The sequence below is a fragment of the Nocardiopsis suaedae genome (assembly GCF_027706745.1).
GTDB lineage: Bacteria > Actinomycetota > Actinomycetes > Streptosporangiales > Streptosporangiaceae > Nocardiopsis_A > Nocardiopsis_A suaedae.
Genome location: NZ_JAQFWP010000009.1, coordinates 36449 through 56351, shown reverse-complemented (window position 1 = coordinate 56351; position 19903 = coordinate 36449). Strand labels below are relative to the sequence as shown.

Genomic DNA, 19903 nt, shown 5'->3' with positions numbered 1-19903 from the left:
CGTCGGGTGGAGTGGCGTGGCGCCCGTCCGGCGACATCAGCGCAGGGGCGCGTCCGCTGGAGCGGTGTCATTGCCCTCGGACCAGGCCGGGGCCGTCGTCCCAGCCCCCTTCCGTTGTTGGTCTCGGGGGAAACGACGCTAAAAACGCGCTGGTAGCGCCGTTTTCCCCGGGATCGGGATCATCGGAGGTCCGGGCCAGAGGACGCGGCCCGGCGCGGTGGCCGTGCCCCGAGAGCGGGCCCGTCCCGCCTCAGCCCGCGCCGCCTCCTGCCCCGCCGCCTGTGCCGCGCGGCAGGACCGTGCCCAGTACCGACGGCAGGCCGGTCCAGTCGCTGGTCACCGTCGTCGCACCGGCCCCGGCCAGTTCGGCCACGCGTGCGGCGGCCTCGTCCTCGCCCGGGGACACCGGGTCGATCTCCGGTGCCACCGCGTGGGCGTCGGTCATGACCAGCAGGTAGTTGTTCTCCACGTACCACGAGGTGTCGATGCCGCCGCCGGCGTAGGCCGGGGCGCTTCCGTCGAACACCACGAACCAGGGCCGGATGCCCGTGTCGTCGTAGCGCTCCCGCGGGTCCCCGGCCTCGGCGTCCAGGACCGCAGGGAACGCCGCCGCCCGGCCGATCCCGCCCGCCTCGGCGAGGTCGCGCAGGTGGCGGGCGTACTCCTCGTCGGTCCACAGGTCGTCGAAGGGGTTCTGCCGTTCGACGGTGCCGGGGATGAGCTCGATGAGGACCTTGCCCGCGAGCGCGTCGCGGTCGGCCCAGTCCCCCGCTGCGGCGGCCTCGTCCAGGGTGTCCTTGCCGCCGAGCAGGTCGGCGGGTCGGTAGACGGCGTCGCCGAGCGTCTCGTCGACGAGTGTGTCGAACGCGGCGGGGCCCAGACCCCCGGCGGCGTGGAAACCGTCCTTCATCTCGATCTTGAGCACGATGGGCCGGTGGCCGGGCTGCGCCTCGTGCCAGGTGCGGATGTCGGTGAGGCAGGCGCGGAGGTCTCCGTCGCCGCCTTCGCGCAGGCCGTCGGGGTCGGTCGCACCGGCGCAGTTGTTGCTCTGGCCGATGAGGTCGTGGTTGACCCGCCAGTCGCCGGTGATCTCGTCGGTCCAGACGTCGATCTCCAGCAGTCCGGCACCGGAGTCGAGTGCGTCGGCGAAGTGGGGGAAGGCGGACTTCTCGTAGGCGTTGTGCACGCCGACCGAGGTGGTGTCGGCGATCGATCCGGAGTCGGCGTATGCGGGCGCGGCGGGGGCCAGGATCAGGCCGAACGCAGCGGCGCCGAGGAGCCGCAGAGCGGGGAGGGAGCGGGGCACAGGTCCTCCTGGGGGGGGTGGCCGTGGGGGCCGTGGGGAATGTGCGACGCGGGGGGGCCGGCGGGACGACCGACCGGCGGCCGCCCGGTCGCTCATGGTGCCATCCGCCGACACTCACGGTCACCCACGTGGACATGAATGCCCGCTGAGGTTCAGGCGACCCGGGTCCAGAGCCGCGTCCGCTGGAGTGACGTGATTTCCACCCGGACAGGTCAGCCCAGTCGGCGCGATCGGCACGTTCGGCACGGCGCTGGAGGCGGACCCGGCCCGCCCCGAGCACTGCGACCGGCACCCCGCCTGTGGGCGCCGGTCGCCGCCCTCAGGGCCATGGCGACCGTGCCGTCCCGACCGGACGGCGGCCAGCACGACCGCCGTGATCACGGGTCCCAGCGGTGTGACCGGCGGCAGGACACGTTTCGGCGGCCGTGCGCCGGGCCGTGGGACGGACGGTCCGGCGCACGGCCGCCTATGGCCGGATCCCTCCGCCGAAGGCTCCGGCGGCCCCTTCCGCGCGGGCAGGAGCACCCGCCCCGGGAAGGGCGCGGTCCGGGCGGGCCGCACCCCGGCCCGGACCGCGCCGGGTCACTCCTCCACGCCGGTGATCTCGTTGGAGGCCTCGGGCAGCTCCGTCTCCGCCCGCACCTCCCCGGACGCGGTGTCCACCGCGTACAGCTTCTTCTCACCCGGGTCGGTCACGTAGGCGGTGTCACCGCGCACGAACAGGGTGGGGCGGGGGTCCTGCCACTCCAGCGGCTCGGTCCACTCCCCGATCACCGGGTGGGAGCCGGTCACCTCGGCCGACTCCGGGTCGATGACGTGCAGCGCCCCGTCGGTGCCCAGCACCAGCGCCTCGCCGTCCGGGCCGCGCCCCAGCGACCGGAAGCTGTAGCTGGTACCCAGGTCGACCAGCTCCAGGTCGCCGTCGGTGGTGTCGGTGATGGAGATCCGCTCGGGGCGCTCCAGCTCGGCGTCGGGGTCGGTCTTGTAGTCGCCGAGCACGTACGGCGACTCCTCGTGCCCGGCCTGGTTGCCGATGCGGCCGTAGTCGTCGGGGCTGTCGGTCTTGGCGAGCTCCCCGTCGCGGTAGAGGAGGACCCCGTCCTCGCAGCCGAAGAGCAGCGCCCCGTCCTGCGCGGCCGCCTCGCCGTGCACCCCGGGGCACTCGTCGCTGCGGTGGATCTCCTCGCCGTCGGCGTCGAGGACGAGGACGCCCGGGCGCTCCTCCTCGTCGCCGTAGGTCACCGCCATCTCGCCGTTCTCCAGCTCGACGGCGACGCCGTGGTGGGGCTCCTCGGCGGTGTAGGTCTCGGTCTCAGGGAGCCCGTCGCCCAGGTCGGCGGGGTCGAAGGAGGTCACCTCGCCGGTGCCGTCGGAGAACAGCACGGTGCGGCCGGCGTGGCGGACCACGTGGCCGGGGTGGGGCGCCTCGAACTCGTCGTCGGTGAGCTCGGCCCCGACCGCGTCCAGGACGCGGAAGCCGGACGAGGTGGACACGAGCACGTGGCGCCCGTCGCCCGCCGGGTTGAGCCGGTTGAAGCCCTCCAGCGGGATGTCCTCGACGACGTCGAGGCTCTCCCCGTCGATGACGAGGACCCCGCCGTCGTAGGTGGCGACGAGGGCGTCGGTGACCTCGGTCGACGCCGGTTCTGCGGCCTGGTCTCCGCCACCGCAGGCGGTGGCGGCCAGGCCGAGGGCCGCCAGGGCGGACAGCGCGGCCGCCGGTCGGCCGTGCCGGGAGGGCCGGAAGGGAAGGGGATGCTTTCTCACGGTTCCTGATCCGTTTCTGTGCAGGGGTGTTCCGGTAAGGCGGGGGGCAGGTGCCGGTGGGGGCGGTGAGGGGTGGGCGGACGCCCTATTCGGCGAGGGCGTCCGCGATGGCCCCGGTGTTGTAGCGGGCCATGTCCAGGTAGGTGGGCGCGTCCCCGTCCTCGCCGGTCAAGGACTCGGTGAACAGCGGGACGACCTCGATCTCCAGGTCCGCCTCCTCGGCCATGACCCGGGTGAGCCGGTCCGGCTGCGCCGAGTCGGCGAAGACCGCGGGCACCCCGGCATCGCGGACCGCGTCGGACAGGGACTTCAGGTCCGCGCTGCTGGGCGACGCCAGGGTGGTGCCGCTGGGCACGACCGCGCCGATGACCTCGAAGCCGTAGCGGTCGGCGAGGTAGCCGAAGACGTGGTGGTCGGTGACCAGCTTGCGCCGCTCCTCAGGCAGGGCGGCGAAGCGCTCCTCCGCCTCCGCGTGCAGCGCCTCGACCTCCCCCCGGTACTCGTCGGCGCTGGCGCGGACGCGGTCCTCGTCGATGCCGCCGACCTGCTCCACGATGGCGTCGGCGATGAGGTCCACGGCCTCGCCGGTGCGCACCGGGTCGGTCCAGAAGTGCGGGTCGGGCTGCCCGGCCGACTCGCCCTCGGCGAAGTCGAGGGGGTCGATCCCCGCGGCGACCTCCAGCGACGGCGTCCCGGCCTGTTCGGCGGCCTCGACGTTGCGCAGCACGCCCTCCTCCAGGCCCAGGCCGTTGTAGACGAGGAGTTCGGCCTCCTCCAGTTCCGCGGCCTGCTGCGCGGAGACGCCGAAGGAGTGCGGGTTGGCGTTGGGCTGCATCAGGACGGTGACGTCGGCTTCGTCGCCGACGACGGAGCGGGTGATGTCACCCAGGATGTTGGTGGTGACGACGATGCCGCTCCGTTCTCCGCCGAAGGCGGCGCACCCGGACAGGGTGGCGGGCAGGAGCAGGGCGAGGGCGGCCACGGCGGGGGCCGCCGCCCGCCGGAGGGGGGCGGGGCGGTCGGGAGTGCTCCGCGCGCGGAACGCTCTGATGCGCTGGATGGGAAACACGTCGGCGTCTTCCAATGCGTTCGGGGGGACCGGGGCGTGGCGTCCCGGTCGGTGTCGAGGGGGTCCGAGGGGTGGGGGTGCGGCTCTTCGCGCGGACGGGTCACGACCCCGTCTCGACCATGAGGTCGGGGGTGAATTCGAGGTCGAAGGTGCGGGCGACGCGCAGGTCGTCGTTGTAGTCGATCTCGTGGACCGCGTCGGCGGCCGGGTCGTTGACGTAGGCGCGGGCGGTGTCGATCCACACCGAAGGCGGTGGGCCGCCTCCCTCGACCGGGTCCATGAGCTCCCTCTCGGCGGTGCGTTCGCCGGTCGCCGGGTCGTAGGAGCGCAGGGTCCCGTCCTCGCCGAGGACGAGCACGGGCAGGCCCTCACCCGCCGCGCTCACGGCCACCGCGGGCCCGCTGTCGATGCGGGTCCACTCGGCGGCGCCGACGTCGAGCGCCCAGGCGCCTTCGCCGTCGGCCGCGAGCCCGGCGACCACGGGCGCCCCGGCGCGGTGGTGGAAGGACTCCACCGGGGGCGCGTCCTCACCGTCGGGGTAGGGCGCCTGCTCCGCGACGAGCGCGCTGCCGTCAGCGTCGTCTCCGCCGTCACCGCCGCCCCCGTCGTCCTCGGTCACCACCAGGGCACCGTCGGAGCATCCGAGCACGGCGCCGCGCCGGGTCACCGCCTGGCCGGAGGGGCCGGGGCACGCCTCGTCGAGGGTGCCCTCGGGGTCGCCGCCGCGGTCCAGCACCTGCACGGCGTCCCCCTCGGCGCCGGCGGCCAGCAGCTTCCCTCCGAAGGGGACGACGGCGGCGGCGCCGTCCGGCCGGGCGACCGGGTCGAGCTCCCCCTCGTCGAGGGCCGACCGGTCGAGCACCAGGGCGCCGTCGCCGGTGTCCAGCGCCGTGACGGCCGGGTCCCCGGCCGCGCCGAGGGCGCCCGCGGCGTCGGCCTCGCCGACGGTCCCCGGTTCGGCGCGGTAGTAGTGCACGTGGTCGCCGTGGTCGACCGTCCATGCCCCGGTGTCCAGGACGGTCACCGACCCGTCGGCGCCGATGTAGGCGTGGCGCCCGTCGGTGGCGGCCTGCCGGGCGCCCGGGACGGTTCCGAGCGGGGTGACCTCCTCGGTGGCCGGATCGAGCAGGTGCACGGCGCCGTCCTCGGCGTCGGCCAGGACCAGGCGCCACTGGGGCTCGGCGGTCTCCTCGGCCCCTTCGACGTATCCGTGCGGCTGTTCGGGGGACGCGGACGGGGTGTCCCCGGCCGCGCCGCCCGAGGGGCCGCATCCGGCGAGCGCCAGGGCGCCCGCCGCGCAGGCCAGGGCGGGAAGGGTTCGTGTTCCGATCGTCATCGCAGCTGCGCGCGCTCCGTTTCCGGGCTCGTGGCTTCCGGGGGGTCGGACGGGTGCGGGGGGCGGTGGTCCCGCGCGGGGCGCGGGCTCCGGGCCTCCGGCGCCCTGCGGTCCCGCAGGCGCGCCGCGAGGGCGGAGACGAAGAAGGAGGCCACGGCGACCGCGGCGATGGTCGCCCCGGCGGCGGTGCCCAGGTGCCAGGACAGGAGCAGCCCGGCGGCGGTGGCGGCCGAGCCGATCAGGGCGGCGCCGAGCATGATCGACGGGATGCGGCGGGCCCACAGCGCCATCGCGGCCGGTGGCGCGATGAGCAGGCCGAACACCAGCAGGGTGCCCACCACGTGGAAGGAGGCCGTGATGGCCAGGGTCACCAGGCCGAGCATGGCCAGGTGCGCCCGGCGCGGGCTCAGGCCCAGGGTCTCGGCCTTGCGGGGGTCGAAGGCCAGGGCGACGAACGCCCGGTGCCCCAGCAGGGCCAGGGCCGCGGCGGCGGCCGCCGCCCCCGCGAGGACGGCCAGGTCGACGGGGCGCACGGCCAGCACGTCGCCGAAGAGGAAGCCGGTGAGGTCCACGGCGAAGGACTGCGACCGGGAGACGATGATCACGCCGAGGGAGAGCATCCCGACGAAGAGCAGGCCGATCGCGGTGTCCTGGGAGAGCCGCGTCCTGCGGGTCACCGCCGTGACGCCGGCCGCCATGGCGGCCGCGCTCAGGGCGGCGCCGAGGAAGAGGCTGCCGCCCAGCAGCGAGGCCAGCGCCACTCCGGGGAGCATGCCGTGCGCCATCGCGTCGCCGAGGAAGGCCATGCCGCGCAGCACGACCCAGGTCCCGGCCAGCGCGCAGACGACCGAGACGAGCACCCCGGCGACCAGCGCACGGGCGACGAAGGCCACCTCGAAGGGGGCGGTCAACCATTCCATGGGAACGACCGTACACTGATAACGATTTTCATTGTCAATCGGGGAGGTGCCGTGAACCGCAGCACACCGACCGCCGTCACGCTGCACGGCGTGAGCGCCGGGTACGGCCGCACCGCGGTCCTGGAGGGGGTGGACGCCGCCGTCCCGGCCGGCCGCGCCACGGCGCTCGTGGGGCCCAACGGGTCCGGGAAGTCGACGCTGCTGGGGGTGCTGGCGGGGGTGCACGCCCCGGACTCCGGACGGGTCGAGCGCCGCCACCTGCGGCGGCCCGCCCTGGTGGTGCAGCGCAGCGCCGTCTCCGACGCGCTGCCGGTCACGGTGCGCGAGACGGTCGCCATGGGCCGGTGGGAGCACCTGGGCCCCTGGCGCAGGCCCAGCGCCCGCGACCGGGCCGTCGTGGCGGGGTGCATGGAGCGCCTGGACATCACCGACCTGGCCGACCGCCCGCTCGGGGCCCTGTCGGGGGGCCAGCGGCAGCGGGTGCTGCTGGCGCAGGGGCTGGCGCAGCAGTCCGACCTGCTGCTGCTGGACGAGCCGTCGACCGGCCTGGACACCCGGGCCCAGGGGGCGATCCAGCGCGTACTGGAGGAGGTGGCGGCCGAGGGGGTGACCGTGGTGTACGCCACCCACGACCCGGAGTCGGCCGCAAGGGCCGACCACCGCCTCCACCTACGCCACGGAAGAATCACGGCGGAGGCAGAGGGCAGGTCATCGCGCCGGACGGACGCCGCGGTTGAGCGGGCCGGTTGAGCGGGGCGGCAGCCCTCGAGGTCACCGCCCATGGAGGGGGTCTCCCGTTCCCGTGACCAGAGAGGTTCAAGCGACAGGCGACGGCGGCTCGGCTGGTCCCCCGCTGACGGCCCCCGGCCGGGCGGCGGCGCGCCGCCCGGCACGCAGGCCCGGGGAACCGCCCCGCTCACGCCGTCGCCGCCCACGCACACACCCGGCGGCCGACAGAACAACAGGCAGAGCCGCCCACCTTCGCCGTCGCCGCCCTCCACCCCGCACCCCGACCACCCGCCACCCGGCCAGGGCCCGTCAGCGGGGAACCAGCCGTTCCACCATTGCCCTGGCCGCCGGGACCATGCCCACGCCACGCGCCTGACCACACCAACGAGTGCGCCCGCCCCGACCGGCGGCCCACGCACCGCTCCAGCGGGCAGGATCCGTCCGGCGCGCAAAAGGGAACGTGGGACCAGTAGGCTCTCCCCGTGCGTCGTGCGTCATACCGACGTGTGAGGTGCCGCCGCTCTCCCTGTGAGCAACACCCCACATGAACCCGCGTTAAGGGGGGTCGGCGAACGTCACCGCCTGTTGGAATACTCAGTGCCCGTCGGGAGGTCCTCCGCCTCTGGATTGAGGCGGTGCCCCCATGCACACGGACCGCGAAGCGCGGTCCCGCACCACGGCGCACGACGGCGGCACCGCTCCCGCTCCGCTTCCCCTCGGACCGCCGTCCCTGGCACCCGAACACGAACCAACCCCCCGCACATAGGTCGGAGTCGACATTCATGAACCGTGACGGCATCGTTCTCGCGCTGCTCCACGCGGGCCCCGGAAGCTCGGTGCGGCGCGACGACGAAGGGCGCCTGGAGGTGGCGCCCGCCTCGCGCTCCGACGAAGGCGGGCAGATCGTCCTCACCCACGACCAGCTCCTGGAGCGCGGGATGGACGCCCTGTTGGAACTGGTGGCGTGACCGGGCCGGTGGCGCGCTCCAACCGCGCCACCAGCCGTCCCCGGACGGCACGGACCCCGGCCCCAGACGGCGCGGACCGGCGCGGTTTCCACGGCACGGCCTGTCAGCGGAGCACGGTCCCCACGGCATGAACCGCCCCGAACGGGCGCGCGTCCCCTCAGTAGTCCGCGGCTCCCAGGGCGATGTCCCCTGGGCGGATGGGCGCGCGTGGCAGGTCCAGCCCGGTCGCGTCGCGCAGCGCGTTCAGGATCGCGGGGGTGGACGAGAGCGTCGGCGGCTCCCCCACCCCGTTCACCCCATAGGGCGAGTCGGGGTGCGGGTACTCGAACACCGCGAGCGGCATCGGCGGGACATCGGCGATCGTCGGGATCAGGTAGTCGGTGAACGACGGGTTGCGCACCCGCCCCTGGTCGTCGACCTGGACCTCCTCCATCAGCGCCAGGCCGAGCCCCTGCACGCTGCCACCCTCGATCTGGCCCTCGACCGCCCTCGGGTTCATCGCCCTGCCGACGTCCTCGGCCGCGGCGAGTTCGACCACCCGGACCAGCCCCAGCTCCGGATCGACGTCGACGACGGCGCGGTGCGCGCAGAAGGCGAACGCGATGTGGGCGTCCCCCTGGCCGGTCTCGGGGTCGATGGCCTCGGTCGGCCGGTGGCGGTACACGTGCTCGCGCTCCACCGGGTCGTCCCGGACCAGGTCCGCCACCGGCGCGACCGCCTCGCCGGTCGCGCGGCGGACCACCGCGCCGCCGACGAGCGCGAGCTCGGCCGCGGCCGTCCCGCTCCGGTGCGCGGCGCGCTCCAGCACCTCCTCGGCCACCTGGCGGCACGCCCCCTGCACCGCGCCGCTGGACATCCACGTCATACGGGACGCCGAGGCCGACCCGGCGTCCCCGACCCGCGTGTCGGCGGTCAGCACGGCCACGTCGGACACGCCCAGCTCGGTCCGGGCGATCTGCGCCTGCACCGTGGTGACGCCCTGCCCGCACTCGGCCGCCGCGGTGTGGACCGCGACGGCGGCGCGGCCCGCCGCCTCGGACAGGGTGACGCGGGCGGTCGAGACGTCGTCGACGCCCCCGGAGTAGCCGATCGCCTTGACTCCCACCGCGTAGCCGACGCCCCGGCGCACGTCCTCGGCCCGTGTCGTGTTCCCGGTCCCGCCGGGCAGCGAGTAGGGGCCCACCTCTCCCCCGCCGCCCGGCATCGGCCGGTCGCGGACGGTCCGCAGCAGCTCGGCCACGGGCGCCGGGCCGTCCACCGCCTGGCCGGTGGGCAGGACGGTCCCGGTGGTCATGGCGTTGCGCAGGCGCAGCTCCACCGGGTCCATGCCCAGGGCGGCGGCGAGGCGGTCCATGTTCGACTCGACCCCGTAGGCCGACTGGACCGCGCCGAAGCCGCGCATGGCGCCGCAGGGCGGGTTGTTGGTGAACACCGCGTCACCGACGATCCGGGCGTTGGGGACCCCGTAGGCGCCCGCGGCGAAGTACGACGCGTTGGCGATCACCACCGGGGAGGTGGAGGCGTAGGCGCCGCCGTCCAGGAGGAGGTGCGCGTCGACGAAGACCAGCCTGCCGTCCCGGGTGGCGCCGTGCTCGAAACGCATCCGCGCGGGGTGGCGGTGGACGTGCCCGAAGAACGACTCGTGGCGGTTGTAGACCATCTTGACCGGCCTGCCGAGGGCCAGGGCCAGCATGCACGCGTGCACGTGGACCGAGAGGTCCTCGCGCCCGCCGAACGCCCCGCCGACGCCGGCCAGCGACAGCCGCACCTTGTCCTCGGGCAGGCCCAGGCAGGGGGCGAGCTGTTCCAGGTCCTTGTGCAGCCACTGCGAGGCGACGTACAGCTCCACGCCGCCGTCCTCGGCGGGGACGGCGAGGCCGGACTCGGGGCCGAGGAACGCCTGGTCCTGCATGCCCATCGTGTAGTCGCCGGTGACGACCACGTCGGCCTCCTGCCGGGCGCGCTCCATGTCGCCGTGCACGATGCGGACGCGGCGCACGAGGTTGCCGCCCTCGTGGACGTGCCGGGTCGCCGGGTCCAGCGCGGCGGCCGCGTCGGTGACGGGATCCTGCACGTCGTAGGCGACGTCGACCAGCCCGGCGGCCCGGCGGGCGGTCTCCGGGTCGTCGGCGGCGACCAGCGCCACCGGCTCGCCCTGGTGGCGGACGCGGTCGGTGGCCAGGACGGGCTGGTCGGCGACCTTCATCCCGTAGGTCTTGGCGCCGGGGACGTCCTCATGGGTGAGGACGGCGTGGACGCCGGGGACGGCGCATGCCCGCGTGGTATCGATGGCACGGATGCGCGCGGCGGCGTGCGGGCTGCGCACGGTCGTGGCCCAGACCATGCCCTCGGCGCGGAGGTCGGAGGAGTAGGCGAAGCGGCCGGTCACCTTGAGGTGCCCGTCGGGCCGCACCGCGTCGTCCCCCACACCGCCGCGCGGGGCGGGGCCGGCGGCGGTGCCCCGCGTCAGGGTGCTCGTCGCGGACCGGGGTCCGGCGGCGTTCTGGATTCCGGTCATGGGGGTCCTTAGGGTTGTAGGTGTCTGGAACTGAGGTTCCGGCGCCCAGGGGAGCCGGGTGTTGCTGATGGGGTGTCTGCCTTCAGATGGCCCGAAAGGACTGGCAGCCCGGCTCCTCCGGGTTCTCCGGCCGCTGACTGAAATCCGCGAACGATCGCTGTCTAAGGACCTGTCGGCGGAGTGACCTGCGGGGCATCCCGGCGCCTCACCCCCCGAGGAAGCGAGGCGGCATGGGACAGTTCTCCCCCTTGGCAGCAATCGAGGGCCCGCTGTGGATCGGCATCGACGCGGGCAAGACCAGCCACCACCTGGCCGTGGTGGACGCCCTGGGCGAGGTCGTGCTCTCGCGGCGCATCACCAACGACCAGGCCGCGATCGAAGAGGCGATCGCCGCCGTCACCGCGACCGGCGCGCGTCTGTCGTGGGCGGTGGATCTGGCCTCGGCCGCCTCCGCGCTGCTGCTGGCGCTCCTGACCGCGGCGGGCCAGAAGGTCGTCTACGTCCCCGGCCGCACGGTCAACCGCATGGCCGGGGCGTTCTCCGGCGAGGCCAAGACCGACGCGAAAGACGCGGTCACCATCGCCAACACCGCCCGCATGCGCCGGGACTTCCTGCCCGCCGAGCCCAAGCCCGAGCTGGTGGCCGAACTGGCCCTGCTGACCGGCCACCGGGCCGATATCAACGCCGACCGGGTGCGCTCGGTGAGCCGCCTGCGCGAGCTGCTGGCCGGGATCTTCCCCGCCCTGGAGCGCGAGTTCGACTTCTCCACTCGCGCGGCCCTGGTCCTGGTCGAGCGCTACCAGACCCCCAAGGCCATCCGCCGGTCCGGGGCCTCGCGTATCGCCGCCTACCTGGCCAAGCAGGACGTGCGCCGGGCCGCCGACACCGCGGAGCGGGCGGCGGCCGCGGCCAGGTCCCAGACCATGAGCCTGCCCGGGCAGAACACCGCCGCTGAGCTGATCGGACGCATCGCCGCCGACCTGCTGCGCCTGCGGGAGCGGTTGAAGGAGCTGGATGCCCGGATCAAGGAGGCGTTCTCCCGCCGCCCCCAGGCCGAGGTGATCCTGTCCATGCCGGGCATGGGGCCGCAGCTGGGCGCTGAGTTCGCCGTGGCGGTCGGGGACCTGTCCACCTTCCGCGACGCCGGGCACCTGGCCTCTTATGCCGGGCTGGCGCCGGTGCCCCGCGACTCGGGGCGCATCAGCGGCAACCTGCACCGGCCCAAGCGCTACAACCGCCGCCTGCGCAGGGTGTTCTACATGTCCGCGCTCTCGTCGTTGAAGACCAGCGGTCCGAACCGGGACTACTACGCCCGTAAACGCAGCGAGGGCAAGAGGCATCGGGGCGCGTTGATGGCGCTGGCCCGCAGGCGGGTGGACGTGCTGTGGGCGCTGCTGCGCGACGACCGGGCGTTCACCCCCTCGGCGCCGGCCGTCCAAGCGGCTTGACTCAGCCATTGAAAGTCCCTTCTCAGGTGGGAGGACGGACACCGGGAGAGCATGGTGCGGCGTCCGGTCGTTGCGGTGGCGGCTCGTAGGCGATTCGGGGCGATTCGCGGACGGCCCGTGGACGGCTCGTGTGCGGTGCGGACGCGCGCCCGGACGGACGCCCATCCGCAGGGCGAGATTGCATGTAAAATGACGCCCCCGACCCGTCCGACGATCGAGGCACGCATGTCCCACCCCACGCCGCTGGCGCGCTTGGAGCCCGGCGAATCGCTCACCGAACGCACCTACGAGGCGCTCCGGGACGCGATCCTGCACAACGCGCTGCCGCCGGGGACGGCGCTCAGCGTCCCGAGCCTCGCCCGCCAGCTCAACGTCAGCCGCACCCCCGTCCGGGAGGCCGTGCAGCGGCTCATCCACGAGGGCCTGGCCCGGCACGAGACCCACCGCGGCGCCCAGGTGAGCGCGGTCGACATCGAAGACCTGCGCCAGCTCTACCTGGTGCGCGAGATGCTGGAGGGCCTGGCGGCGCGCCTGGCCGCCGAACGGCTCGACGCCGATGCCCTGGCCGGGCTGCGGGGCATCCTCGACGAGCACGAGGAGGTGCTGGCCGCAGGCGGCGACGACGCCGCCCACATCGATCTGGACATGCGCTTCCACCGCCGCCTCCGTGACATCGCGGGCAATCCGCACCTGGCCGCGGCCCTGGAGCCGATCGCCGGGCGCTCCCACATGGCCCTGCACTCGCTGTGGCGCGCCGAGGAGGCCCCCCGCCTGGCGCTGGAGGAGCACCGGCGGATCGTCGACGCCATGGCCGGGGGCGACCCCGCCCTCGCGGAGGAGGCCGCCCGCCAGCACATCTCCCGCCTGCGGGTGCGGCTGTCCCGATCGACGCCGCGGGGGCCGCAGGACCGGGACGCGGAGGCGGCGGACCGGGTCGCGGGGTCCGAGGGCGCCCGGCCCGAGGGCACCGGAGGCGGCGCCCCCGCCTGAGAGGAGGCCCCGCCGGCCCCGGGACGCTCGCGCGCCGCCTCCTCCGGGGCCGGCGGGGCCGACCGGTGCGCCGCACCCCTCCTACCGCGCCTCGGCCGCCTCTTCCGCCCACGCCGAGGGCGTGTATCCGGAGTAGTGGTCGGCGTGGGAGTTGCGCGCCGACGCCTGCACGGCCTCCCCGCGCAGGTAGGCCTCGGCGGCCGCCTTGTCCTTGGGCGGCGGGGTGGGCGCCAGCCCCAGCAGCTTGGCCATGTTGTTGCCGAGGTACCCCTCCAGGTCGTCCTCGGACAGGTTCAGCCCCTGCGGCGGCTCGTGGCAGAGCACCTCCAGCTCGCGGGCCCACATCCCCGGCTCGTTGGGCGGGGAGTCGGTCCCGAAGACGAGCTTGCTCTTCTTCATCTCCTTGGCGAATTCCACGATCCGCGACTGCAGGAGCCACCCGGACTCGCCGATGACGTTGTGCGAGTCCTGGATCATCCAGAACGCCTCGAAGCAGTACACGCCGCCGGTCTGGATCCCGAAGTGGCCGAGGATGAAGGTCACCCCCGGGAACTCGCGGATGATCGGGTAGAACTGCGTGGGGATCGAGTAGGGCCCGTCGCCGGTGTGGATGAGCACGACCACTCCCAGCTCGTCGCACACGCGCATCACCGGCCGCAGCCAGTCCAGGGCCCGGTCGGGCCGGTAGGCGTGCATGTTGGCGTGGAGCTTGAGCATCTTGTAGCCGTACTCCTTCACGTGGAACTCCAGCTCCTTGGCCCCGTTCTCGGGGCCGAAGCGGGGGTTGTACATGAAGTTGCCGACGAAGCGGTCGGGGTACTTCTGGACCAGCGAGGTCACGTAGGCCTGGTAGTCGCGGATGCCCTCGCGGCCGGTGCGGTCCCCGTCGCGCCAGGCGGTGTTGCCGGGCGGGGGCATGATGCAGCTGACGTCCACCCGGCGCGGCTTGCCGTTGATCCAGAACGGGCCGTCCATCATCTTCAGGACCCGTTCGCCGGTGAACGGCTCGCCGGTGTGGCGCCACGCCTCGTCGACGAGGTCGGTCGGGTGGACGTGCGTATCGATGATCACTGTGACGCTCCTCAGGTCGTTCAGACGCCCCCGGCCACGCGTTGATCGCACCTACGGGCCGCCGATGTGCACGGCGACGAGCGGGAGAGCTCGACCGCTGTGAGTGCAGCACAGTCGGGAACACCGTGTCAATGAGATTGCATGTTGCATTCCGTAGCCCGGGAACGAACGCGGCCCCGCAGGCCCCCCCACCCACCAGAAGGCCACCAGGTCAGAGCCATAGTCCAGCGAACACCGAACGGCGGCCACAGGGGCGAGGACGGACGGCCTCGGCGGCATGGCGGCGCTGAACAGGGCTTGACACGGTGCTGGGAGGCGGGTTTACGTGTGACATGCAATTTAGTCGCCGCCTCGGCGCGGCGGCTTCCCGATCCCCTCCTCCGAACCTCCTCGGAACCTTCTTCCGAACGCGACAACGCCAAAGCCTCGAAGGTGCTTCAAAGCGGGACGACCCGAGCGGCCGGGGGCCAACCGAGAGGGATCCCGCGTCGGCACGGCCGCACCCGCGGGACCCCTCGCAAAGGTGAGGGAGCTTATGGTCTGGGACGACTCGCGAGACGACAGGGCCGCCGGGCCGCCGTCCGACTCCCCCGAACCCCCCGCGTCCGCCGCCTCCGCGGCCTCCGCCGTGTCCGCCGCCGATGAACGGCACTCCGCCGTGAAGACCGTCCTGTTCGGCCTTCAGCACGTGCTCATCATGTACGCCGGCGTGGTGATCGTCCCGATCGTCGTGGGGGCGGCGCTCGGCCTGGACGACGACGCCGTCGCCGTGCTGGTCAGCATCGACCTGGTGTTGGCCGGCGCCGGCACCCTCCTGCAGTCGCTCGGCCTGTGGAAGTTCGGCATCCGCATGCCCCTGGTCGTCGGCGCCGCCTCCAACGGCATCATCCCGATGGTGCTGGTCGGCGGGGAGCACGGACTGCCCACGGTCTACGGCTCGCTCCTGGTCGGCGGCACCGCCTGGATCCTGCTGGCGCCCCTCTTCGGCACCCTGCTCCGGCTGTTCCCGGCCGTGGTGACCGGGACCGTCATCGCGCTGATCGGGCTCACCCTCATCCCGGTCGGGCTGCGGATGATCGTCGGCGACGACCCGGACGCCCCCGGGTACGGTTCCCTGGGCCGGATCGCGCTCGCGGCCTTCACCGTCGCCCTGATCGTGGTGCTGCGGCGGCTGCTCAAAGGGGTGGCCGGGCAGCTGTCGATCCTGTTCGCGCTGGTCGCCGGTGCGGGGGTCGGCTGGTCGGTCGGCATGGGCGACCTGGGCGGCGTCGGCGCGGGGCCGGTGGCGGCCCTGCCCGGGCCGCTGCACTTCGGCGCACCGCAGTTCCACCTGCCCTCCATCCTGCTCTTCATGGTGATCATCCTGGTCATCACCGTCGAGGCGTCCGGGCAGGGCGTGGCGGTGGGCCGGGTCGTCGGCCGCCCGGTGGGGCCGCCGGAGATCGCGCGGCTGCTGCGGGTGGACGGGCTGATGACCGCGCTGAGCGGGGTGTTCAGCGGGTTCGTCTACACCACCTTCGGCCAGAACATCGGGCTGATCGCACTGACCGGGGTGCGCAGCCGCTTCCCGGTGGCCGTCGGCGGGGTGATCCTGATCGTCCTGGGAGTGTTCCGCCCGGTCGGGGAGGTGTTCGCGGCCTTCCCCGAACCCGTGATCGGCGCCGCCGCGGTGGTGACCTTCGGGGCGCTGGTCGTCACCGGCGTGCAGCTGCTCGCGGCGGTGGACTTCGGGCGGCCGGGCGACCTGATGACGGTCATGGTCTCCCTGAGCGCGGGCCTGGTGCCCGCCTACGTCCCGGAGTTCTACACCCGGATGCCGGACCTGGCCGGGATGTTCCTGGAGAGCGGCGTCGCGACGGGGACCGCGCTCGCGGTGGTGCTGAACCTCCTCTTCAACGGGGGCCGCGCCGACGCCCGGGAGAAGCCGGAGGAACCGGAGGACCGCCCCGGCCGCGACGGGAGGGCCCCGGGCACCTGACACCGGCGGCCCCCTCCCCTGCCCCCTGTGCCCAAGAGTCGAGAGGCCTCCATGTCCGTGCCCGACCCGTACCCGCCCCTCCCGCCCGCGGCCGTCCCGCCTCCCCCGGTGGGCCGCCGCCCGCGCCTGGTCGTCGGGGTGAGCGGCGCCAGCGCGCCGCACCTGGCCGTCCACCTCCTCAAGGCGGTCCGGCGCCTCGGCGGGCTCGACACCCACCTGGTGCTCTCCCGGGCGGCCCGGCGCACGCTGCAGATCGAGGCGGGCCTGCGCGCCACCGACGTCGCGGCCCTGGCGACCGCGTACCACCGCGCCGAGGACGTCGCCGCCCCGATCGCCTCCGGGTCCTTCACGACCCTGGGGATGGTGGTGGTGCCGTGCTCCATGAGGACGCTCGCCGGGATCGCCCACGGCCTGTCCGACACGCTGCTCACCCGGGCGGCCGACGTGTGCCTGAAGGAGCGGCGCCGCCTGGTGCTGGTCACCCGGGAGACGCCGCTGAGCCTGGTGCACCTGCGCAACATGGCCGCGGCCACCGAGGCCGGGGCGACCGTGCTCCCGCCCGTGCCCGCCTTCTACCACGCGCCCGAGACCATCGACGACCTCCTCGACCACTGGAGCGGCAAGGTGCTGGACCAATTCGGGATCGACCACGACCTCTACCGCCGCTGGGCGGGCGCGCCCGCCCCGGCGGGCGCCGAGGGGGGTGCGCACTCGTGACCGCGCCGTCCCCTTCCCCGCGCCAGGACCCGCACGCCTTCCTCGACTCCTACCTGGCCGCGCACCCCGAGGACGTGCTGGTGGTCGACGACCCGGTACCGGCCGACCAGGGCGTGACCGGGCTGGTCTACGAACTGGCGGCGCGGGGGCGGCGCGACATGGTGCTCTGCCGCGATGTCGAAGGGCTCGGCGTTCCCGTGCTGAGCAACGTGTTCGCCTCCCGGGAGCGGGTCGCCCGCATGCTGGGGGTCGGCCCGGGCGGGCTGCACGGCGCCTACATGGAGCGGTCCGCGAACCGTCTGGCGCCGCGGCTGCTGGACGGCGGACCGGTGCTGTCGTCCGTCGCCTCGGGGGACGGTGTCGACCTCGCGGACCTGCCGATGCTGCGGCACTTCGCATCCGACCGGGCGCCCTACATCACCAGCGGCATCATCATCGCCGAGGACCCCGAGACCGGCACGGGGAACATGAGCTACCACCGGTCGATGGCCGACTCCCCGCGGCGGCTGGCCACGAGCCTGCACTCGCGCGGGGACCTGTGGCGCATGCTGAACCGCTGCGCCGAACTCGGCCGCACGCTTCCCGTGGCGATGGTGGTCGGCGGGCACCCGCTGTTCATGCTGGCGGCGTCGGCCCGGGTCGGGTACGGGGTCGACGAGCGGGAGATCGCGGGCGGACTGTTCGGCGAGCCCTTGGACGTGGTGGCCACCCCGCACCACGGGATCCGGGTCCCGGCGTGGGCGGACTTCGTGCTGGAGGGCACCATCGACCCGGCGGCCCGCGCCGACGAGGGGCCCTTCGGGGAGTTCTCCGGGTACTCCTCGAACCGGTCGACCAACAACGTGATCGAGGTCGACGCCGTCATGCGGCGCGCGGATGCGCTCCTGGTCGACGTCGAGGGCGGCAACACCGACGAGCACCTGAACCTGGCCCGCATCCCGCGGGAGTCGGAGATGGCCGCGCGCCTCAAGGAGCGGTTCCCCGACGTCACCGCGGTGCACTACCCCTCCTCGGGGACGCACTTCCACTGCTATGTGGCGCTGCGCCGCCACCGGCCCGGACAGGCGCGCCAGGTCATGCTCGGCCTGCTCGGGTGGGACCCGTACCTGAAGACCGTCGTGGCGGTCGACGACGACGTGGACGTCACCCGGGACGGGGACGTCCTCTGGGCGCTGGCGACGCACTTCCAGCCGCACCGCGACCTGCTGGTGGCCGACGGCCTCCCGGGGTCGCCGCTCGACCCGTCCTCAGGGGCCGACGGCACGACCTCGCGGATGGGCCTGGACGCCACCCGTGGGCCGGACTTCGAGGGGCACCGCATCGAGGTGTCACCACACGCGCGCGAACGGGCGCGGCGGATCCTCGGCTGACCGCCCCGCCCACCGCACGCGCCCGGCACCACCGACCGATTGGAGAGACTCCCATGACCGCATCCCCGAAGATCCCCGTCACGGTCCTCGCCGGCTTCCTCGGCTCGGGGAAGACGACGCTGGTCAACCGCATCCTCACCGCCGACCACGGGGCCCGGATCGCCGTCGTCGAGAACGAGTTCGGCGAGATCCCGATCGACGACGCGCTGGTGCTCACCGGTGACGAGGAGATCATCGAGATGAGCAACGGGTGCTGCCTGTGCTGCACGGCGCGCACCGACCTGATCGACATCCTGCACCGGCTCCTGGAGCGCCCGGAGCGCTTCGACCGGGTGCTCATCGAGACCAGCGGCATGGCCGACCCGGACCCGGTGGCCCAGACGTTCTTCGTGGACGAGGAGATCGCGGCCGCGTTCGAACTGGACGGGGTGGTGACCATGGTGGACGCGCTGCACGCCCGGGCGCACCTGGACGGGGCCGCCGGGGAGGGCGGAGAGGGCGGTGGCGTCGGCACGCGCGTGACCGACCAGATCGCCTTCGCCGACCGGGTGGTCCTGAACAAGACCGACCTGGTGTCCCCGGAGGAGGCCGACGCGGTGGAAGAGCGCATCAGGGGGGTGAACGCCACCGCGGACGTGATCCGGGCGCGCTACGCCGACATCGATGTGGCGGGGGTCCTGGCGATCGGGGCGTTCGGCGGCGCGGGGCGCGTCGCCGGGGCCCCGGACGCGATGGACGGCTGGGACGAGGGCGCCCACCTGCACGACCCGACGCTGGACTCGGTCTCGGTGGAGGTTGAGGAAGAGGTGGACGCGGACGCGGTGCGCGAGTGGGCGGAGGACTTCCTGCGCGAGCGCGGGCCGGACGTCTACCGGATCAAGGGGCTGCTGGCGGTCGGGGGCGACCCGCGCCGGTTCGTGCTGCAGGGCGTGCACACGCTGTTCGAGATCACCCCGGGCACTCCGTGGAACGGCGAACGGAGGAGCACCCGCGTGGTGGTGATCGGCAGGGACCTGCCGTCCCGGGAGGAGCTCGGGCGCGCGCTGCGCTTCTGCTCCCCGGCTCAGGCCGGGGGCCGGACCCCGGCCAGGGCGTCGATCCCGGCGAGCAGCAGCGCGATGCCGTAGGCGAAGTAGGTGTCGGGGTCGGAGCAGGCGCTGATGGGCCCGGCCGCCTCGACGGTGTGCGGGTAGCGGTCGGGCGGGAGCGCCAGCAGATGGGCCAAGACCTCACGGGCGCGCCGCTCATCGGCCCGCCCGGCCTGATTCCGCGCCAAGGACACCAGGGTCGCGGTGGCGTGCCCGACGACCTGCACCGCCTCCTCCGGGGAGAAGCCCGCTTCGGCCAGCAGCCCCAGCGCCGACTCCTGGACGAGCAGGCGGTGCTCGGTCAGCTCCCCCGCCCCGGTGAGCAGGTCGGGACCGGCGGGATGGCGGCGCAGCACGTCCAGGAAGGAGCGCAGCAGCCCTTCAAGGCGCGGCCGCCACGGGGCACCGCCGCCCTCGGGGAGGTCGACCTCGGCCAGAACCCGGTCGGCCATCCCGTCGAGGAGGGCCTCTTTGGTGCTGAAGTGCCAGTACAGCGCCATCGGGGTGACGCCGAGCTCGCGGGCGAGGCGGCGCATGCTCACGGCGGCGAGCCCTTCAGCGTCGGCGATCTCCAGTGCCCGGGCGGCGACGGCGCCGGGGGTCAGCGTGTCCACCCGCCCCACTATAC

General features: G+C 73.9%; 16 protein-coding genes. 8 read left to right on the top strand and 8 right to left on the bottom strand.

Features of this window, described 5'->3' with window-relative positions; translation table 11 throughout:
- Positions 1-250 precede the first annotated feature (250 nt).
- From O4U47_RS06905 to aztB, 5 genes are all read right to left on the bottom strand, one after another.
- Positions 251-1306, bottom strand: a complete 1056-nt coding sequence (locus O4U47_RS06905; protein WP_270676763.1) for a phosphatidylinositol-specific phospholipase C domain-containing protein — start codon at positions 1304-1306, stop codon at positions 251-253.
- 582 nt (positions 1307-1888) lie between these two features.
- Complete coding sequence (gene aztD, locus O4U47_RS06900; protein WP_270676762.1) at positions 1889-3073, bottom strand: zinc metallochaperone AztD; 1185 nt, start codon at positions 3071-3073, stop codon at positions 1889-1891.
- An 85-nt stretch (positions 3074-3158) separates the two neighbouring features.
- Complete coding sequence (gene aztC, locus O4U47_RS06895; RefSeq protein ID WP_270676838.1) at positions 3159-4133, bottom strand: zinc ABC transporter substrate-binding protein AztC; 975 nt, start codon at positions 4131-4133, stop codon at positions 3159-3161.
- Between the two features lie 109 nt (positions 4134-4242).
- A complete protein-coding gene (locus O4U47_RS06890) occupies positions 4243-5478 on the bottom strand; it encodes a hypothetical protein (protein WP_270676761.1) in 1236 nt (411 codons plus the stop codon).
- Positions 5475-6398: a zinc ABC transporter permease AztB gene (gene aztB, locus O4U47_RS06885; protein ID WP_270676760.1), complete on the bottom strand. Its 924-nt coding sequence runs from the start codon at positions 6396-6398 to the stop codon at positions 5475-5477. The genes O4U47_RS06890 and aztB overlap by 4 nt, the downstream gene beginning before the upstream one ends.
- A gap of 51 nt (positions 6399-6449) precedes the next feature.
- On the opposite strand from aztB, the gene aztA reads away from it, so the two are divergent.
- A complete protein-coding gene (aztA, locus tag O4U47_RS06880; RefSeq protein WP_270676759.1) occupies positions 6450-7148 on the top strand; it encodes a zinc ABC transporter ATP-binding protein AztA in 699 nt (232 codons plus the stop codon).
- Between the two features lie 761 nt (positions 7149-7909).
- Complete coding sequence (locus O4U47_RS06875; RefSeq protein WP_270676758.1) at positions 7910-8095, top strand: hypothetical protein; 186 nt, start codon at positions 7910-7912, stop codon at positions 8093-8095.
- Between the two features lie 157 nt (positions 8096-8252).
- On the opposite strand, the gene pucD is transcribed toward O4U47_RS06875, so the two are convergent.
- Positions 8253-10613 carry a xanthine dehydrogenase subunit D gene (gene pucD / locus O4U47_RS06870; RefSeq protein WP_270676757.1) on the bottom strand — a complete coding sequence of 787 codons (2361 nt, stop codon included), beginning with the start codon at positions 10611-10613 and terminating at the stop codon, positions 8253-8255.
- Between the two features lie 230 nt (positions 10614-10843).
- On the opposite strand from pucD, the gene O4U47_RS06865 reads away from it, so the two are divergent.
- Together O4U47_RS06865 and O4U47_RS06860 are read left to right on the top strand one after the other, a co-directional pair.
- Entirely contained in the window at positions 10844-12061 is a 1218-nt protein-coding gene (locus O4U47_RS06865) for an IS110 family RNA-guided transposase (protein WP_270676756.1), read from the top strand.
- Positions 12062-12286: 225 nt separating this feature from the next.
- The gene (locus O4U47_RS06860; protein ID WP_270676755.1) at positions 12287-13051 is read left to right on the top strand and encodes a GntR family transcriptional regulator; all 765 of its coding nucleotides are present in this window, start codon (positions 12287-12289) and stop codon (positions 13049-13051) included.
- Between the two features lie 81 nt (positions 13052-13132).
- On the opposite strand, the gene O4U47_RS06855 is transcribed toward O4U47_RS06860, so the two are convergent.
- Positions 13133-14122 carry an amidohydrolase family protein gene (locus O4U47_RS06855; protein WP_270676754.1) on the bottom strand — a complete coding sequence of 330 codons (990 nt, stop codon included), beginning with the start codon at positions 14120-14122 and terminating at the stop codon, positions 13133-13135.
- A 535-nt stretch (positions 14123-14657) separates the two neighbouring features.
- Between O4U47_RS06855 and O4U47_RS06850 the strand changes: the two genes are divergently transcribed.
- From O4U47_RS06850 to O4U47_RS06835, 4 genes are read left to right on the top strand one after another with little or no spacing between them, the layout of a single operon-like run.
- The gene (locus O4U47_RS06850) at positions 14658-16100 is read left to right on the top strand and encodes a nucleobase:cation symporter-2 family protein (protein ID WP_270676753.1); all 1443 of its coding nucleotides are present in this window, start codon (positions 14658-14660) and stop codon (positions 16098-16100) included.
- Between the two features lie 27 nt (positions 16101-16127).
- The gene (locus O4U47_RS06845) at positions 16128-16817 is read left to right on the top strand and encodes a UbiX family flavin prenyltransferase (RefSeq protein ID WP_270676752.1); all 690 of its coding nucleotides are present in this window, start codon (positions 16128-16130) and stop codon (positions 16815-16817) included.
- Positions 16814-18187: a UbiD family decarboxylase gene (locus tag O4U47_RS06840; protein ID WP_270676751.1), complete on the top strand. Its 1374-nt coding sequence runs from the start codon at positions 16814-16816 to the stop codon at positions 18185-18187. Before O4U47_RS06845 ends, O4U47_RS06840 begins: the two co-directional genes overlap by 4 nt.
- A 53-nt stretch (positions 18188-18240) precedes the next feature.
- Complete coding sequence (locus O4U47_RS06835; RefSeq protein ID WP_270676750.1) at positions 18241-19314, top strand: CobW family GTP-binding protein; 1074 nt, start codon at positions 18241-18243, stop codon at positions 19312-19314.
- Here the strand turns inward: O4U47_RS06835 and O4U47_RS06830 are convergent.
- Complete coding sequence (locus tag O4U47_RS06830) at positions 19251-19889, bottom strand: TetR/AcrR family transcriptional regulator C-terminal domain-containing protein (protein ID WP_270676749.1); 639 nt, start codon at positions 19887-19889, stop codon at positions 19251-19253. The genes O4U47_RS06835 and O4U47_RS06830 overlap by 64 nt on opposite strands.
- Between the last annotated feature and the right edge of the window lie 14 nt (positions 19890-19903).

Coding starts and splice junctions, on each gene's coding strand:
- O4U47_RS06850 (WP_270676753.1), top strand. CDS start 14,658: ATGGTCTGGGACGACTCGCGAGACGACAGGGCCGCCGGGCCGCCGTCC.
- O4U47_RS06890 (WP_270676761.1), bottom strand. CDS start 5,478: ATGACGATCGGAACACGAACCCTTCCCGCCCTGGCCTGCGCGGCGGGC.
- aztB (WP_270676760.1), bottom strand. CDS start 6,398: ATGGAATGGTTGACCGCCCCCTTCGAGGTGGCCTTCGTCGCCCGTGCG.
- pucD (WP_270676757.1), bottom strand. CDS start 10,613: ATGACCGGAATCCAGAACGCCGCCGGACCCCGGTCCGCGACGAGCACC.
- O4U47_RS06875 (WP_270676758.1), top strand. CDS start 7,910: ATGAACCGTGACGGCATCGTTCTCGCGCTGCTCCACGCGGGCCCCGGA.
- O4U47_RS06860 (WP_270676755.1), top strand. CDS start 12,287: ATGTCCCACCCCACGCCGCTGGCGCGCTTGGAGCCCGGCGAATCGCTC.
- O4U47_RS06835 (WP_270676750.1), top strand. CDS start 18,241: ATGACCGCATCCCCGAAGATCCCCGTCACGGTCCTCGCCGGCTTCCTC.
- O4U47_RS06865 (WP_270676756.1), top strand. CDS start 10,844: ATGGGACAGTTCTCCCCCTTGGCAGCAATCGAGGGCCCGCTGTGGATC.